General features: G+C 34.6%; 14 protein-coding genes. 2 read left to right on the top strand and 12 right to left on the bottom strand.

Features of this window, described 5'->3' with window-relative positions; genetic code table 11:
- Positions 1–76: 76 nt before the first annotated feature.
- The 3 genes from BR52_RS03535 to BR52_RS03525 form a co-directional block, all read right to left on the bottom strand.
- Positions 77–913, bottom strand: coding sequence for a YitT family protein (locus tag BR52_RS03535; RefSeq protein WP_174222351.1), 837 nt, complete (start codon positions 911–913; stop codon positions 77–79).
- 173 nt (positions 914–1,086) lie between these two features.
- Positions 1,087–2,937 carry an FtsX-like permease family protein gene (locus tag BR52_RS03530; RefSeq protein WP_034569220.1) on the bottom strand — a complete coding sequence of 617 codons (1,851 nt, stop codon included), beginning with the start codon at positions 2,935–2,937 and terminating at the stop codon, positions 1,087–1,089.
- Positions 2,938–2,955: 18 nt separating this feature from the next.
- The gene (locus BR52_RS03525) at positions 2,956–3,714 is read right to left on the bottom strand and encodes an ABC transporter ATP-binding protein (RefSeq protein WP_034569217.1); all 759 of its coding nucleotides are present in this window, start codon (positions 3,712–3,714) and stop codon (positions 2,956–2,958) included.
- Positions 3,715–4,034: 320 nt separating this feature from the next.
- Here BR52_RS03525 and BR52_RS03520 point away from each other — a divergent pair, with 320 nt between their 5' ends.
- Positions 4,035–4,442, top strand: coding sequence for a hypothetical protein (locus BR52_RS03520; RefSeq protein WP_034569213.1), 408 nt, complete (start codon positions 4,035–4,037; stop codon positions 4,440–4,442).
- 71 nt (positions 4,443–4,513) lie between these two features.
- Here BR52_RS03520 and gad read toward each other — a convergent pair whose 3' ends face one another.
- Entirely contained in the window at positions 4,514–5,914 is a 1,401-nt protein-coding gene (gad, locus tag BR52_RS03515) for a glutamate decarboxylase (RefSeq protein WP_034569211.1), read from the bottom strand.
- A gap of 158 nt (positions 5,915–6,072) precedes the next feature.
- On the opposite strand from gad, the gene BR52_RS03510 reads away from it, so the two are divergent.
- The gene (locus BR52_RS03510; RefSeq protein WP_034569209.1) at positions 6,073–7,023 is read left to right on the top strand and encodes a diacylglycerol/lipid kinase family protein; all 951 of its coding nucleotides are present in this window, start codon (positions 6,073–6,075) and stop codon (positions 7,021–7,023) included.
- A gap of 52 nt (positions 7,024–7,075) precedes the next feature.
- Here BR52_RS03510 and recD2 read toward each other — a convergent pair whose 3' ends face one another.
- From recD2 to BR52_RS03470, 8 genes are all read right to left on the bottom strand, one after another.
- Entirely contained in the window at positions 7,076–9,604 is a 2,529-nt protein-coding gene (gene recD2, locus BR52_RS03505) for an SF1B family DNA helicase RecD2 (RefSeq protein WP_034569206.1), read from the bottom strand.
- Positions 9,605–9,640: 36 nt separating this feature from the next.
- The gene (locus BR52_RS03500) at positions 9,641–10,321 is read right to left on the bottom strand and encodes a tetratricopeptide repeat protein (protein WP_034569204.1); all 681 of its coding nucleotides are present in this window, start codon (positions 10,319–10,321) and stop codon (positions 9,641–9,643) included.
- 80 nt (positions 10,322–10,401) lie between these two features.
- Positions 10,402–11,028, bottom strand: a complete 627-nt coding sequence (locus BR52_RS03495) for a histidine phosphatase family protein (RefSeq protein ID WP_034569203.1) — start codon at positions 11,026–11,028, stop codon at positions 10,402–10,404.
- A 121-nt stretch (positions 11,029–11,149) separates the two neighbouring features.
- On the bottom strand, positions 11,150–12,286 hold the full coding sequence (gene mnmA, locus BR52_RS03490; RefSeq protein ID WP_081890752.1) for a tRNA 2-thiouridine(34) synthase MnmA: 1,137 nt from the start codon (positions 12,284–12,286) through the stop codon (positions 11,150–11,152).
- Positions 12,287–12,497: 211 nt separating this feature from the next.
- Positions 12,498–13,784 (bottom strand): sensor histidine kinase, encoded by a 1,287-nt coding sequence (locus tag BR52_RS03485; RefSeq protein WP_034569198.1) that lies wholly within the window; start codon positions 13,782–13,784, stop codon positions 12,498–12,500.
- Entirely contained in the window at positions 13,781–14,464 is a 684-nt protein-coding gene (locus BR52_RS03480) for a response regulator transcription factor (RefSeq protein ID WP_034569197.1), read from the bottom strand. The genes BR52_RS03485 and BR52_RS03480 overlap by 4 nt, the downstream gene beginning before the upstream one ends.
- A 138-nt stretch (positions 14,465–14,602) precedes the next feature.
- On the bottom strand, positions 14,603–14,947 hold the full coding sequence (locus tag BR52_RS03475) for a DUF1831 domain-containing protein (protein ID WP_034569195.1): 345 nt from the start codon (positions 14,945–14,947) through the stop codon (positions 14,603–14,605).
- A 367-nt stretch (positions 14,948–15,314) separates the two neighbouring features.
- Complete coding sequence (locus tag BR52_RS03470) at positions 15,315–16,460, bottom strand: cysteine desulfurase family protein (protein WP_034569193.1); 1,146 nt, start codon at positions 16,458–16,460, stop codon at positions 15,315–15,317.
- Positions 16,461–16,556 lie beyond the last annotated feature (96 nt).

The raw sequence follows: 16,556 nt of genomic DNA, 5'->3' as shown, positions 1-16,556 counted from the left end.
ATTATGGAAGGGTTTCAAATTAATTTCATAAAAAAGAAGCCACTTTATAAAAAGTCACTTCTTAGCAGTTTTACTCTTATTCTAGTTCTTTTAATAAACTAAAGCCTCGTCCCATTACTTCACTAGCACTTGTTACAACTACAAAGGCATGAGGATCAATGACTAATACCGTTTCTTTTAAATGATTAAATTCTCGTTCCGGAATCACACACATCAGCATCTCTTTATCTGTATTTCCGTAACCACCTTTAATATTTACATTCGTTACACCACGATCAACTTCGTTTAAAATAGCTAAACGAATCATCTCTGATTTTTCTGAAATAATAAAAATATTTTTTGATCGATTCACACCAACTTGGACTAAATCAATTACGCGGCTGATGATAAACAATGAGATCAACGAGTACATTACGGTGTTTAAATCAAAAACAAGTAACGCACTTAAAACAACCATTCCATCGATAATTCCAACACATGCACCCATTGGTATCTTTAAGTATTTGTTCATAATTTGAGATAAAATAGCTGTTCCACCCGTTGAAGCATTGCCTCGAAAAACAAGACCTAGACCAATTCCTATCATTACGCCACCGAAAATAGCAGCTAATAACGGTGTTTCCGTCCAAGGTTGAATACCATGTAGTAAGCCTACAAAGGTTGGTAATAATAAACTTCCTAAAATTGTTTTGATTCCCGATTGATAGCCTAATGTAAAAAAGCAAAGGACTAATAAAGGAACATTGACAACATATAAGATGGCTGAAGGTGACCAACCAAAAACACTATTTAACGCAATACTCAGACCACTTACGCCACCTGAAACAATTTGATTAGGAATTAAAAAAACATTCATAGATAAGGCAATAAAAAAAGCTCCTACAATGACTAACAACACATCAACAAACTTCATTGTATAAGGACTTTCAACAATTTTCTTTTTCAAAACTTCCACTCCTTTTTAACCCGACAAAATTCATTCTAACATCCAGATGTAGTATCTACAATTTATTTTTTCATGGAAACGGTTATTTTCATAAAAAAACTCTCCAAGTCTTAACATCGACTTTGGAGAGTTCCTTGTTTTTAGTTTTCTTCTTCACCTTTTAATACGATTCCTTTATAAAGGAATACCGTAATGAAATAGTAAACACCATAAATTACAGCAAATATCGCAAATGGTACCCAGATTTTATAATACGGCTGTGGCAACAGAAATTTGAACATCTGCATACCAATTAATACATGAATAGCTCCAATAACAGCTGGGAAAATAAAAATCATAGCCATTTCTTTATAAATAGAAGCAACTAGTAAACTTTTGCGAACGCCAATTTTCCCTAACATCGTGTAACGCTTCGTATCGCTTGTTGCGCCAGTCAGAACTTTGAACATCAAACAGCTTGCCATCATTGCTAAAAAGGCGAACCCTAAGAATAGTCCCATAAAAACAGTTCCACTTGATAAACTATTTAATCCTGTATACGTTTCATATTTACTTGAGGTATATTCAGTTTTTGGATATCTTGTTTTCTCAATAAGGTAAATTGCTTTAAACTGTTTCAAATAACTTAAATAATTATTTGTATTTCCTACTACAACTTGCTTTTCCTTTTGTGAAAGAGCATCAAAAGCTTCTTTTGAGACTAGTTTAATGGGAAGTTGTTCAGCATTTGTATCGTATCCATTGCTTATATTCCCTAAAGCATTTAACCAATTGCTATTTTCATCTGTTACTTCTTTCGGATTTAAAAGTTGGTTTTCTGGAATTGGTTCATTGATTTTTGAAAAAGTAGTTTTGAAACTACCATCTTCCATTTTTTGACTCTCACCAATCAGTGGAGGATTTTTTTTCATTTCATCACTGACAAAATAGGTTACTTGCCCATCTGTTTTGTAATGATACGTTGTTTTTTTATCAAATTGAATCTCATCCATAATTTTGGTTTCTTTTTGTGTTGGATTATACGTAACAATATCGTATGCACTTACTTGATCTAGCGTTAATTTTGTGCTATTTTGAAAAGCAAAACCAACAGTAATTGCACCAACTGCCAACGCAATTAACATCGCCACCATGGCTAAAACCTTCGTTAAATCATTTACTCGGAAACTTAATTGCGAGAAGGTAAAAATATTAATTTTTTTCTCACTTATTTTTTTGTTTGCCTTTAATTTTTCAACTAAAAATGGCAAAGCTGTTTTGAAAAATAAGAAGGTTCCAGCTGTAATTGTAATCAAAGCTACGATAATACCGATAAATTGAAATGTCACAATTTTAATCATCATAAAATAACCAATTGCTAATAATATTAATGAGATAATTGATTGAATCGTCATTTTTTTAGGATTCAATACGATATGATCGGCTTTAGTTTCACCATGAATTAGTGTCAAGGCAGATAGTTTTGATAGTTTAATTAAATTTACACAGGCTGAAACAATAAATAAAATTAAGTAAAAAATAATTGTGACTAGCATTGCAGGTACATATAAAGCATGGTAATTTGGTGAATTAAAATCAAGTTGATGCATTAAAAGTTGACCAACAACTTGTGATAAGCCAATTCCAATCACGATTCCAATTACAATTGAAGCTAATCCTAAGATCATCGTTTCAATGAACATCATCTTGCCAATTTTTTTCTTTTTAGCACCTAAAGTCATATACATTCCATATTCTTTTTGGCGTAAGGAAAGTAAAAATGTATTGGCGTATAAAATGTAAACAATGGTGATAATACCAAGCAAGACAGAACCTGCCTGAAAAACAAACGAAACCGCACTAATCATAGAATTTTGTTTTAAAAAGGCATCGTTCATCGCTAATGTTTCAAACATATAAAAAATTGAACTTGACATCACTAAACCAACTAGTAGTACAATATAGTCTTTTAGCTTACTTTTAATTCCTGATAAGGATAATTTTAATAACACAGTTTTTCAACTCCCACTCTACTCTTTTGTTCCAAAGCTTGCTAGAACATCCAAAATTTCTTGATAAAATGCTTCTCGTGTATCAGTACGATGAATCTCTTTAAAAATCTCGCCATCTTGAATAAATAAAATTCGTTTACAATAACTTGCACTGTATGCATCATGTGTTACTAGTAAAATCGAAACGTCAAAATCCTCATTTAGTCCTTTCATTGATTCAAGTAAGCTTTTCGCGTTTTTAGAATCAAGTGCGCCTGTTGGTTCATCTCCTAAAAGAATAGCTGGCTCATGAACAAGTGCTCTAGCTGCTGCTACTCGTTGTTTTTGTCCGCCTGAAACTTCAGCAGGATAATGATGCAAAATTCTTGTAATGTCTAACGTTTCTGCAATTTTTTCAACTTTTGGTTTGATTTGTTTTGATGGCACATCTTGTAACGACAATGGCAACGCAATATTTTCATACATTGTTAAGTTCTCTAATAAATTAAAGTCTTGGAATATAAACCCTAGTTCTTTTGCTCGAAAATCAGATAATTGATCCGAGGTTAAATGTGTAATATCTTTACCAGCTATTTTAATGGAACCAGAAGTCGTTGTGTCTAGTGTAGACAATACATTAAGTAACGTTGTTTTTCCTGAACCAGACGGTCCCATAATTCCAACGAAATCACCTTTCTTAACGTCAAAAGATACATCTTTTAATGCTTCATATTGATTTTCATTTTTTTTACCGTATACTTTTCGTACATTTTTTACATCTACTACTGTCTCTTTCATGCTTCTTCCTCCTACTAACTCATCTATTGATTTCAGTTCTTTTTACTACTTCTTTAGTCTAGCACGCATTTTTCTCACTAGCCTGTTTTAAAACTTACAATTTCAACTAGCATCTTACAGTTTTGTCATGTAGTCAAAGGGATAACGTGTCGAATCTTAATTGTACGTTCATCCGTTACTATTTCATTTTTGCTTAGTTAGAGTGATTAAAATTGGTTTTTTAGGTAACTAGTAGGAGCCTTTCGTTTCATTAGACTTCTAGTTACTTATCCATTAGAATTAGAGTGTAGGAACTAAAAAATTTGAAAGTAGGGATAAAGATGACAAACTATGAAAAAAAAGAAGAACATGCTATTGAAAAGATTGCAGACACACTTTTAAAGTTAGAGAAAACGTTATCGAAGCTAGACAGTACTGAAAACAAAGTTACCGTTTTTATTGAACAAGAAAAAGCGATCCACGAAATCAAAAAAATAGTAAAAGAAGCTAAAAAAATTGATAAATTTAATGATAAAGAACTTGAAAAAGAAGAAAAAAGAGATATTGCTTCCATTGAAAAATCCCAAGTCGCATTGGCAGATATCGAAAAAAACTTTGACCATTTAGATCGTACACTTGAAAAGCTGGATGATTCTAATACACGAGTAAAAAGTTATGTTGAACAAGAAAAAGCCATTCATGAAGCTAAAAAAATACTAAAAAACATTGACAAATATAACGCTTTATAACATAAAAAGGATTGAATCAACTAGATTCAATCCTTTTTAGTTGAAATAATTTAACAACACACAAAATTAGCTTAATGTGTAAAACCATGAACACTTTTATCAGATGAATCATGAAATAAAATGCTTGCTTCAGCTAATTCTTGTAATGACATCTTAAAGTCTTCCATAAAGGCTTCTGCACTATTCAATCCAAAATCACCTCGACAAACATATCGTTGAATCACAATATGACTTAACTTTTCAGGCAATGGGTACGCTGGAACTTGCCAACCTTTCATTTGCAAACGATCTGCTAAGTCATAGAGTGTCCATTTTACTTGATCTTTTTTTAACGTATAGCAAACGATTGGCAAATTACTTCCATCATTGTAAATATCAAAAAGACCCGTTTTCTCGACTTCATTGGCTAAATAAAGGGCAACATCCTTTGTTCTTTGATGAATTTCTCGGTATCCTTCAAAACCAAAACGTAAAAAATTATAGTATTGACCAATAATTGGACTAGCGCTTCTTGAAAAATTAATAGCCATCGTTGGCATCGAGCCGCCTAAATAACTCACTTCAAAAATTAATTCTTTTGGTAAATATGCCTCATCTTTCCAAACAATCCAACCAATTCCTGGATACACTAACCCATACTTATGACCAGATGTGTTGATGGAAATCACATTTTTTAATCGAAAATCCCATTCTAGCATTGGATCAATAAAAGGAGTGAATAGTCCTCCAGATGCAGCATCAACATGAATAAAAACTTTAAATTCGGTTTTTTGGTTATACACTTCTAGTTTATCGTCTAAGGATTTAATATCATCAAACTTGCCAGTATAAGTGATTCCTAATATTCCAACTACTCCTATCGTATAGGTATCAATTTTGTCCATTACCTGCTCTACATCAATACTCATATGCTCTAAATCCATTGGAACTACCCTCATTTCAATGTCCCAATAAACACAAAATTTTTCCCAACAAACTTGATAACCAGATGAAATAATCAAGTTGGGCTTTTGCTTGTTTAGATCTAATCCTAATTTTTCAGCACGTTTGCGCCAGCTAAACTTCATCGCCATTCCACCTAACATACACGCTTCAGACGAACCGACCGTTGAGGTACCAATATACTTTTGATCTTTTGGTGCATTCCAGAGGTCTGCTATCATATTGACACACCGATTTTCTAATTCTGCAGTTCTTGGGTACTCAGATTTATCAATTGCATTTTTTTCTAATGTTTCAGACATTAATTTAGTCGCCTCGTCTTCCATATAGGTTTGACAAAAAGTGGCTAAATTCTGCCTAGCATTGCCTTCATCTAATAATTCATCTTTCACAAGACGGTACGCAATTCTTGGCTCAATAGGTGATTTGCCTAATACATATTTAGGAATTTCCCGATCTTCTTCCCGCGTTCCAAAAATAGGTGCTAGTAATTCTTTACTATTTTCCTTATCATTACGGCTGTATAACATTCTTTTACCTCCCCTAGTTTCTCTGTTAGCTACTTAAATCATAGCAAATAAGTACCGTATTTGATAACAATATCCCTTTAATTGAAGCCTAGCTCTTTTACTATCTGAATTTTTACGATATAATAAATCATTACTGTAAAAAGGGAGTTCAGTCTATTTTGGAAAAATCAACCTATTATGTTGTCATTAATCTTCAATCTGGAAGTGGCAACGGTGCTAACGTTTGGAAAATCATCGAAAAGGCTCTTCTTGAAAAAAAGAAAAACTATCAGCTTTTTATTAGTGAATACGCAGGACACACCATTTCGCTTGTGAATCAGCTGGCTAAGGATATTCATACTACTCAACAAAAGGATGCTTTAATTTTAATTATTGGAGGAGATGGCACCCTTCATGAAGCTGTTCGTGGTCTTGGGGAAGAATACAAAAAAACGCCTTTAGGTTACATACCAGCTGGCTCTGGCAATGATTTCGCTCGTGGAGTTGGCATTTCAAGAAAACCATTAGTTGCATTAAACCAAATTTTAAAGGCTAAATCAGCCTCAGCCTTTGACATTATTGAATTTCAAGAAAAAGAGCAACCAGTTGGCTATTTTGTTAATAACGTAGGCGTTGGTTTTGATGCCTTAGTCGTAAAATTAACGAACAACTCTAGTGCAAAAGCGACTTTAAATAAATATAATTTAGGTTCTTTGGCTTATGTAGCTTCTCTTGTAAAAGCTTACTTTAACCAGCGGAGCTTTCCTATCCAATTAACTGTTGACGGCAAAACAACAGCGTTTAAAGATGCTTTTCTAGTTACGACTACGAATCATTCTTATTTTGGTGGCGGGGTCAATATTGCGCCTATGGCTGTTCCAACTGATGGATTAATTGACGTCATTGTAGTTTCTAAATTACCTCTTCTAAAAATAATTAGTTTGTTCGTCATGATGCTGCTTGGTGGACGTCATACTCGGTTTAAATCTGTGCACCATTTTAGTGGAAAAAAAATCCATTTAGAAACGCTCCATGCTGTCGATGGACAAGCCGATGGAGAAGAATTGGGAAAACAGCTTTTTGACCTTGATTTCAATCCTGCTACTCGTTATTTTTGGTTTGCTAACTAAATTTAAAAGCCTTGATTGCCCTGTTTCATAAAATAGGGCAATTAAGGCTTTTTTAATTAAAATCATAAGGGGAGCAGTTTTCCATGCCAATCATAGGATTTATTTGGTTGGATGTGACTAATTTTAAAGTTAGATGATAGGAAATAGGTTCATTTGATGGATCTGTCGTTGTTTCCTCAGCTTCAAATAAACTTAATTCTTCTGTTTTCGGTTGCTGTTCTTCTTTAATCGGTTCAGCAGGTTGTTTTTCTTCGACTTCTAAAGAATCAACTTTTTTTGGTGTTAATGGTTCAAAATGAACTTCTACCTCATCCGTTTCAACAATACGCTCTTTTAAAGTTGTTAAGCGATCATCTGATGATTTTTCCACACAAGTCTCAAATGCCTGTGGTTCGCCACATAAAATCAGCAAATCGCGACTTCTCGTAATCGCTGTATAAAGTAAATCGCGACGTAGCATTCGATGGTAATTACGTACCATGGGTAAAATCACCATTTTAAATTCGCTACCTTGTGATTTATGAATGGAACAACAATAGGCTAACGTTATTTTATTCCATTCATTTCGCTTATAAGTCACTTCATTTGTATCAAATTGAATAATCATTTCATCGACTTTATCTTCGGTTTCTTTGGCTAATTGAATACCTACAACTTCTCCCATATCGCCATTAAAAACATTGGACTCAGGATTGTTTACCAAATGTAAAATCTTATCGCCAATTCGATAGACTTTGTCATTGAATTTTACTTCTTTTCGTTTGCCTGTATCATTTGGATTAAAAATTTCTTGCATCATTTTATTTAGTGCGTCAATTCCCGCTGGACCTCGATACATGGGAGCCAACACTTGAATGTCTTGTGAAGTAAAGCCTTTTGCTTTCGCTTTTTCAACGACCTGCTTAATGACGTGCTCAATTTGTGGGGATTCACACCTGAAAAAGGAGCGGTCTTTTTTGTTGCTAGTAAAGTCGGCAGGTAATTTTCCATCTTTGATTTCATGAGCTAGTTGAATAATCGAAGAGCCGTCTTCCTGACGGTAAATTTCATTTAATTCCATACTGGGAATCATCTGTGATTTTAATAAGTCATGTAACACTTGACCCGGTCCAACTGAAGGCAATTGATCTTTATCGCCAACTAATATTACTTGCATGTTACTTGGAACTGCCTTTAGCAGGCTATTGGCAAGCCATGTGTCCACCATTGACATTTCATCAACGATTAGTAAGCCACCTTCTAGCTCACGCTCAGATAAAGCATCTGTGTTTTTATCTCGCCCATTTAAGCCTAGCAAACGATGAATCGTACTACTTGGTAGCCCTGTAGATTCGTTCATTCGTTTAGCTGCTCGTCCTGTTGGTGCTGCTAGTAAAATGGGGAAAATAGCATTGTGATAATCATTAATATCCAATGAAAGTCCATTTAATTCTGCAAACAATTCGACGATTCCGTTTAAAACAGTGGTCTTTCCTGTCCCTGGTCCACCTGTTAAAAGAAACAAAGGCGAGGTCAGCGCTTCTTCAATTGCTTTGACTTGAGAATCTCCATAAGAGATATTCAAGCGTTTTTCTAAGCGACGAATTTCTTTTGGAATATCGTGCCCTTTATAATGAATTTTCTTTTGGCGCTCTAATAAACGCTTTACTGAATTGGCAACGCCCCATTCTGCATGATACAGCGTATTGATATACAATTTTTCATCATTTTCAATCAAACGATGTTCTTCTAATAAGCCGATCAATTCATTTGCAACAAAATCTGGTTCGATCATAAAGGGACGACTGTCTTCTAAAATACGAATAGTTTCTGCTAGTAAAGGTTCTGCTAAAGTATACGTATCTCCTTGACTAAGACAAATCTCGTTTAATGTGTATAAAATAGCTGCTCGCAAACGCGCTGGTGAATCGGCTGCAAAACCAAGCTGTTCTGCAATACTATCTGCTTTTTTAAACCCAATATTTTCAATATCTTCAACAAGTTGATACGGATTTTCTTGAATAATCGATAAGGTTTCTTCTTGGTAGGTTTGGTAGATACTAAATGCTAACTGACTCCCAAAACCAAACCCATTTAATCCAATGATAATTTGCTCCATACCGTCCCCTGCTTGTAAGGTTTCAGAAATCATCGCAATTTTTTTATCGTTTAAGCTAGGAATTCCTTTTAAGATTGCTGGATTTTGTAAAATTTCATCAATTGCATATTCTCCTAACGCATCAACAATACTTTCAGCTGTCTTTTTCCCAATACCTGGGAATTTATCGCTAGAAAGATAGGAAACGACTCCTGCAGCAGAGGTGGGCCGCTCTTGTTGGTAGCGTTCTGCGTTAAATTGAAGTCCAAATTTTGGATGGTCTGTCAATTTTCCATAAAAACGATAAACTTCCTCTTCTTGAATTTGACCAAAGCTCCCTGTTACCACAATTTCTTTTTCTTTAAATGTTGAATTTGTCTCTACGACTCGAACCAAGACTACTTTGTAAAAATTGGTTGGATTTTGATAGAAAATAGCCGCAACTTGCCCAACAACAAAAGGGTCATCTCCTGCAAACAGGTTTAATTTTTCTTGCATTTCCATTTTCTATAGCCATCCTTTCTGAATTAATTTTCAACGCTACTCTTGACGATTTGCTTGTAAAAAAGCTTCTATTTCTTCTAGTTTAGTCAAATTTTGTTGATAGTATCCTGGGTTAAGTTCTTGAGATTTTTGGAAATCAGCTTCTATTGTTTCTTTTTCATTACCTAATACCATTCCCATCAACCCTTTTTTAAACCACGCTTCGTTGTTTTCTTGATTTAATTTTGACGTGAGATCATAATAAGTATAGGCTTCTTTAAAAGCCTCAGTTTGTAAAAAGGCATTGCCTAAAAGCAACGCAAGTTCACTATCCGTTTCATCTAGTTGAAAAGCTGTCAATAGATAAACCAGTGCTTTTTTAGGTTGTTCTAGTGCTAAATAGCTTTGACCTAACATAATGGCAGCATCTTTTTTGACTGTTTCGGACTGCTTAAATACTTGTGAAAAATAGTAGATACTTTGTGAATAATCTGCCGTTTGATAATATAAATTGCCAAATGCATAAAGTATATTGCTTTGATTGGCCTTTTTTTCATTTGCTAATGTTAACACGGCTTTCGCATCTTCATATTTTTGAGCAAGCATCAGCATGGTTGCTAAATTATAGTAGCTATCCATATTTTCTGGGTGAGTATCAATTTCTTTAAATAACAATTCAATTGCTTCTGTCGGTTGTCCTTGCTCCCATAGTTGAAAAGCTTTTTGATTGCGATCCATCTTAACACCTCGTTTAAGTTAGTAACTCTATTAATTTTACAATAAACACAGCATGGATGCTAGCTTTTCTGAGAGCTTTTTTATGAAGTTAAATGACTCTTATCATTCCATAAAATCAGCTTCATTTCTAATGGTGTTACTTCTATCACAGACAAACTAGTGTTGTCTAACCCTCCTGCTTCTCGAATATCAGATAAGGGTTTGCCTAATAACGTTTGAATCACTGCAACTAAGGTAACGCCGTGACTAATAAATAGTAGATTTTGTTCGGGATAGTTTTCCATGGCTTCATGAACAACTGCTAGACTTCTGTCAATTAAAGCTTGATAGGTTTCACCTTGAAATTCAATTGGATTGTATTCATGAGCATTATTGCGAAGATGATGCATTTGTTCAGGAAATGCATCAATTGCCTCTTCAATCGTTTGCCCTTCTAATGTTCCCAAACCAAACTCTTTTAAACCATCTACATACGTAACGCCAGGTGCTTCAACAAATTCTGATAACAGCATTTCACAGGTTTTTACAGCTCGTAGCTGGGTGCTGACAAATACTTGTCCAAATGCAACCTCTTTTAATTGCTCTCCAAGTAATTGAGCTTCAATTAAACTATCTTCTAACAACGGAGAATCAGCCTGTCCACCTTGTAATTTTCGTGAAAGATTCCATTCCGTTTTACCATGACGGACAAAATAAAGTTTTGTCATTTTTTTCACCTAGTTTCATTTTAATGTTTCCCATATTATCCTTGAAGTTTGTCGAAATATCAAGGAAAGACTGATAATAAAAAAACAGCAACTGGAAATCAGTTACTGTTTTTTTATTTAATTAGACATATTGTAAGATTTTAGCGTCATTGTAAGCAACGTCAATAGTTCCGCCGCCTAAGCATTCCATACCGTCATAGAAAACAACAGCTTGCCCTGGCGTAATCGCTCTAACAGGCTCATCAAATTCAACACGAGCAGTTGTACCATCTTCGTTTAAATGAACCGTCACACCTGTATCTGTTTGGCGATAACGAAATTTAGCCGTACATTTAAAGGTTCTTGGCATTTCTTTATAGGTTGTAAAATGAATATCTGTTGCATCTAAGTGAGTAGCATATAAATGTTCATGATGGAAACCTTGTCCCACATAAAGCGTATTGGTTTTTAAATCTTTTCCAACAACAAACCACGGTTCACTTGATTCACCGCCACCACCAATGCCTAAACCTTGGCGTTGCCCAATAGTATAATACATTAAGCCATCGTGTTGTCCTTTGACTTCACCATCAATTGTCACCATGTTTCCCGGTTTTGCTGGTAAATAATTCATTAAAAATTGTTTAAAATCACGTTCGCCAATAAAACAAACACCTGTCGAATCTTTCTTTTTAGCAGTTGCTAAGCCCGCTTCTTCAGCAATTTTGCGAACTTCTGATTTTTCCATGCCGCCTAAAGGAAACATTGTTTTAGCTAATTGTTCTTGTGACAATTGATTTAAGAAATAGGTTTGATCTTTATTTGTATCGATTCCACGTAACATATGCGTTACGCCGTCCTCGTCTCTTGTTACTTGCGCATAGTGCCCAGTTGCTACATAATCAGCGCCTAAACTCATCGCATAATCAAGGAAGGCTTTAAATTTAATTTCCTTGTTACACATTACGTCTGGATTTGGCGTTCTTCCTAGCTTGTATTCATCTAAGAAGTATTGGAAAACTCTGTCCCAATATTGTTTTTCGAAATTCACTGAATAATAAGGAATTCCAATTTGGTTTGCCACTTGAATTACATCGTTGTAATCCTCTGTTGCTGTACATACGCCAGCTTCATTTGTGTCATCCCAGTTCTTCATAAAAATCCCCACCACGTCATAACCTTGCTCTTTTAAAAGCAATGCTGTAACAGATGAGTCAACTCCGCCACTCATGCCAACTACGACACGTGTTTTGCTGTTGTCTGTCATGCTTTTCACCATCATTTCAAATAGATTCTGAAAATCTTTACGATTTGAAGGTCGTATTTTTCCCAGTCTTACTAATTATAACCATTTTAAGGGATAAATCAAGAGGATGGGATTGAGTTCAAGATTGCTTTTAGAAAATTACTTAGATATCCCAATACACGTCCCTCTTACTTCTAAAAAAAGAACAGGTTATTACCTTTTATAAACCTACAAGTAGTCAATTTCACGTTAAGGGAATTCGTACTTTAAACAAGCAACCCTTCGATGTGTTCTCTACCAGCTCAATTTTCCCTTGATGCAACTCTACTATCCATTTAGCAATAGGAAGTCCTAATCCTGTCCCACCAGTTCCTCGATTTCGGGATTTTTCTTCTCTAAAGAAACGCTCAAAAACCCGTTCTTGATTTTCCTTAGCAATTCCTGACCCTGTATCGCTAATCATAAGTTCCCAGTAATTCCCTTCAACAAAGCTACCTAAGCCGATTGTTTCTTTTTCTTTTGTGTATTTTAACGCATTATCTAATAAAATCACTAAAACTTGTTGGATTCTTGTTTTGTCGATTTCGGCAATCACTGGCGAAGCTAATTTTGTCCAAAAATACTTTCCTTGACTAGCAGCAATTTCTTGGTATGGTGCTAAACATTCTGCTAAGAAATCATTTAAGAGGACAGGTTCTTTTGTTAATAGTGTTTGATTGGAATCTGCTCGTGACAGCCATAATAGATCACTCGTGAGTTTACTTAAATGGCGAATTTCGGAAAGAGAGAGAGCAATTGGTTCGATTTCGTCTACAATCCGCTCATTTGGTTTTGTAAGTAAGCCTTCTAATTTATTTTGGATAATTGTTAATGGTGTCCGCAATTCATGGGAGGCATTTTCTACAAATTCAGTTTGTTTTTGCCATGAAAGTAAGATAGGGCGCATTGATTTTCTGGCTAAAACATAACTGGCTAGAATTGAGAAAATCCAAAAAACAATGGAGCACACAATCAATATTTCACCAAAACTAGCAGCCAGTTGCTCTTCTGCTTTGACACTTATGATAAATTGAATGTACGCTGCATCCTGATTTATACTATTTTTTGCTTTAAAAACAATGTATCGATAGGAAGATTCTCCTACTGATACGCTTTTTACGGTTCCTAATTTTGTTGTATCTAAGGTTAATTGGTTAAATAGCGCATAATTTAGTTCACCAATCGCATCTTGATTTAAGATTTTTCCATTTTTATCCCATTCTACTGGTAGAACACCTGGACCCGATCCTTGTCGTTTTTGTTCCATATTTTTCGGTAAATCAGGTTGATTTTCTATGCCCTCTTTACTGACAGGAGGCACATTATCTAATCGTTCTTTTTGTTTTAATAATTCACTATTAACAGATGAATAGAGCGAATTTTGAACTTGTTGGTAAATGATTAAACCAAAAATTAAAAAAATAATGGCAAAGGTCACGACATTATAAATAAAAAAACGAATTTGTTGTCTTTGCTGAATTGTGTTCTTCAATTTTTCTCTCCTTTCGTCAACATATAGCCAACGTTACGTAAGGTTTTTATCCTAATTTGATCGTGATAATTTTTCAATTTTTTACGTAAGTTACTCATATAGACTTCAACAACCGTAATGGATGTTTCTGAATCAAATCCCCAAATTCGGTCAAAAATTTGTTCTTTTGTAATAATCATTTCTGGATTCTGAATAAAATACTCAAGTAAATCATATTCCTTTCCATTAAGCGGAACATTTTCTTTCCCCACTTTAGCTGTTTTTTGTTGAATATTTAAAACTAAATTTTGATGAGAAATTTGATTTTCTTGAAAACCACTATGAGTTCTTTTTAAGAGAGCTTTTAGGCGCATTAACAGTTCTTCCCTGTGAAAAGGTTTTACTAGATAGTCATCTGCTCCTACTTGAAAACCCTTTATTTTATCATCAATTCCATCTTTTGCAGTTAACATTAAAACCGGTGTTTCAATATGTCGTTTTCGTAATTGCTGCAACACTTGATAACCATTCATTTCTGGCATCATAAGGTCCAATACGATGACATCATAAATATTTTGTTCCCCATAATAAAGCCCCTCTGCGCCATCAAATGCTTGCGTGCTTTGTAAAAATTCTTTTGTGACTTCAACGACATTATCTGATAATCGTTGGTCATCTTCTATTACTAATAACCTTAACACAGCTTAACCCCGTTTCGATTTTATTCCTATTTATCATAGCTTGAATTCGTGAATTAAACCGTAGCAATTGATGACTTTTTTATGATTTTTAGACAAAAAAAGAGAATCGTTTGCTAACGACTCTCTTTTTCTTATTATTTATTCCGCTTTTTCTAATACGCCTCGCTCAACTAAACCAGCCATAATAAAGTTATACTTGTCAATACTCATTTTAAACGCATCGCCTTTAAAAAGATTAACTGCTCTAAGTCCATTGCTTGTAGTTGTTGAAATTTTTAATTGCGTTAAATCTCTAGAGATTACAATTTTCAACTTGATTCCTTGTTTGTTTTCTGGTGATGCATCTAATGGACGAATAAATTGAAAATTCCCTGAACTTGTTTCTTCAAATCCATTGTCTCGAACTGTGTATTTTTTTACGGTTGGACTCATTTGATAGCTATCTGGTGAGCCTGCTAAACTTGCAACTGTTTCAAATGCCATTTTATTTCACCTCATCGAATTATTCTAACTCTTTAAGCGCTTTAAAGCCTTCTTTAACGCCTCTTCTCCTAAATACTATACCATATATTCCAGTAGTTCTTCCAGTCTTATTAAAAATTAAGTTGGCTATTTATAAAATGACAAGGTTGTTCGTAACCTTACAGTTTCGTTCGTATTTATTTAATTTGTTATCCTCTATGATGAAATTAGCTAAACTAATTCGCTATAAAGGAGGACAACAATATGAAATGGGAAAATTTATTTCAATACCAAGGAGTCATTGGAACGTTATTTTTTATCGGTATGATGGTGCTTGCTTTGTGTGCCGCTCGTTAAAAAAAAGATACTAAGATTGCTCTTACTATCTTTATGAATGTTTTAATCGTTTTACTACAACACTTAATTGTTTTACTGCTTCGTCAATCATTTCAGTTGTTGTACCTAAACCAAAACTGACACGAACAGATTCTTTTACTCGTGGACTATTTTTGCCAAACATAGCACTTAGTACATGACTAGGCTCCATATTTCCAGCGGTACAAGCTGATCCTGCTGAAATGCCAATTCCTAATAAGTCTAAATTCATTAATAATTGTTCAGATGAAACGCCTTTAATCCATATATTTAGAATATGTTTTAAATAATGCGTTTCGTTGCCATTAATTTCAAAATCAATTTCAGCTTGCTTTAATCCTTCAATTAATTGATTTCTAAAACCATCATAGGTTTCACGACGCTTACTCCGTTCTTGTTCTGTAATTTCAACGGCTCTTTGAAAACCAACGATTGCAGGGATATTCTCTGTGCCTGCACGCCGTTTTGTTTCTTGCTCGCCACCTCGCATAAAGCTTGGCAAATGAATCTCTTCATTAATATAGAGAAAGCCAATTCCTTTTGGTCCATTTATTTTATGGGCAGAAACCGATAGTAAATCAATTGCATCTTGCTTTACATCAATATCTTCTAAGCCATATGCTTGAACTGCATCGGTATGAAAATAAGTTTCTGTTTCTGCTAGAAATGCTCCGATTTCTTGAATGTTCATAATGGTGCCTACTTCATTATTGCCATACATAACCGATACCAAACTAGTATCTGGACGAACAGCAGCAATTAAGTCCTCTAAGTGAACCAAGCCTGTTTCATCAACTGGTAAATAAGTCACTTCAAACCCCATTGATTCTAAATACTCCATCGGCTCTAAAACAGCATGATGCTCCACAGCGGTTGTAATTAAATGCTTCCCGAAATGGGCTCTTGATAAAGCCGTCTCGATAATTGCAGTATTATCACTTTCAGTCCCGCCACTTGTCATGACGATTTCAATAGGCTTAGCTCCAATACTTTTAGCAAAGACACTTCTTGCCTCATCTAATAATTTTCTTGCTTCTCGACCAAATCCATGAATACTAGAAGCATTTCCGTAATGTTCTTTCATTACATGAAATGTTACTTCTAAAACTTCTGGATGGACTGGACTTGTTGCAGCGTGATCTAAATATATTTTTTCCATCGGGTTACTCCAATCTACTTTGGCTAAAGCTTCTATTTTCTTTTAAATTCTATCATGGATTTCTTCAATCAACAATTAAGACTGGTTATTTTCTAC

The sequence above is a fragment of the Carnobacterium divergens DSM 20623 genome (assembly GCF_000744255.1).
In the GTDB taxonomy this organism is placed as follows: Bacteria; Bacillota; Bacilli; order Lactobacillales; family Carnobacteriaceae; genus Carnobacterium; species Carnobacterium divergens.
The sequence above is the reverse complement of the archived record's forward strand: the minus strand, read 5'-3'. Positions and strand labels throughout refer to the sequence as shown.

Excerpts from the sequence above, each read along its gene's own strand:
- BR52_RS03475 (WP_034569195.1), bottom strand. The coding sequence starts at position 14,947 with ATGGCATTTGAAACAGTTGCAAGTTTAGCAGGCTCACCAGATAGCTAT.
- BR52_RS03500 (WP_034569204.1), bottom strand. The coding sequence starts at position 10,321 with ATGGATCGCAATCAAAAAGCTTTTCAACTATGGGAGCAAGGACAACCG.
- BR52_RS03525 (WP_034569217.1), bottom strand. The coding sequence starts at position 3,714 with ATGAAAGAGACAGTAGTAGATGTAAAAAATGTACGAAAAGTATACGGT.
- BR52_RS03520 (WP_034569213.1), top strand. The coding sequence starts at position 4,035 with ATGACAAACTATGAAAAAAAAGAAGAACATGCTATTGAAAAGATTGCA.
- BR52_RS03495 (WP_034569203.1), bottom strand. The coding sequence starts at position 11,028 with ATGACAAAACTTTATTTTGTCCGTCATGGTAAAACGGAATGGAATCTT.
- recD2 (WP_034569206.1), bottom strand. The coding sequence starts at position 9,604 with ATGGAAATGCAAGAAAAATTAAACCTGTTTGCAGGAGATGACCCTTTT.
- BR52_RS03470 (WP_034569193.1), bottom strand. The coding sequence starts at position 16,460 with ATGGAAAAAATATATTTAGATCACGCTGCAACAAGTCCAGTCCATCCA.
- mnmA (WP_081890752.1), bottom strand. The coding sequence starts at position 12,286 with ATGGTGAAAAGCATGACAGACAACAGCAAAACACGTGTCGTAGTTGGC.
- gad (WP_034569211.1), bottom strand. The coding sequence starts at position 5,914 with ATGTTATACAGCCGTAATGATAAGGAAAATAGTAAAGAATTACTAGCA.
- BR52_RS03535 (WP_174222351.1), bottom strand. The coding sequence starts at position 913 with ATGAAGTTTGTTGATGTGTTGTTAGTCATTGTAGGAGCTTTTTTTATT.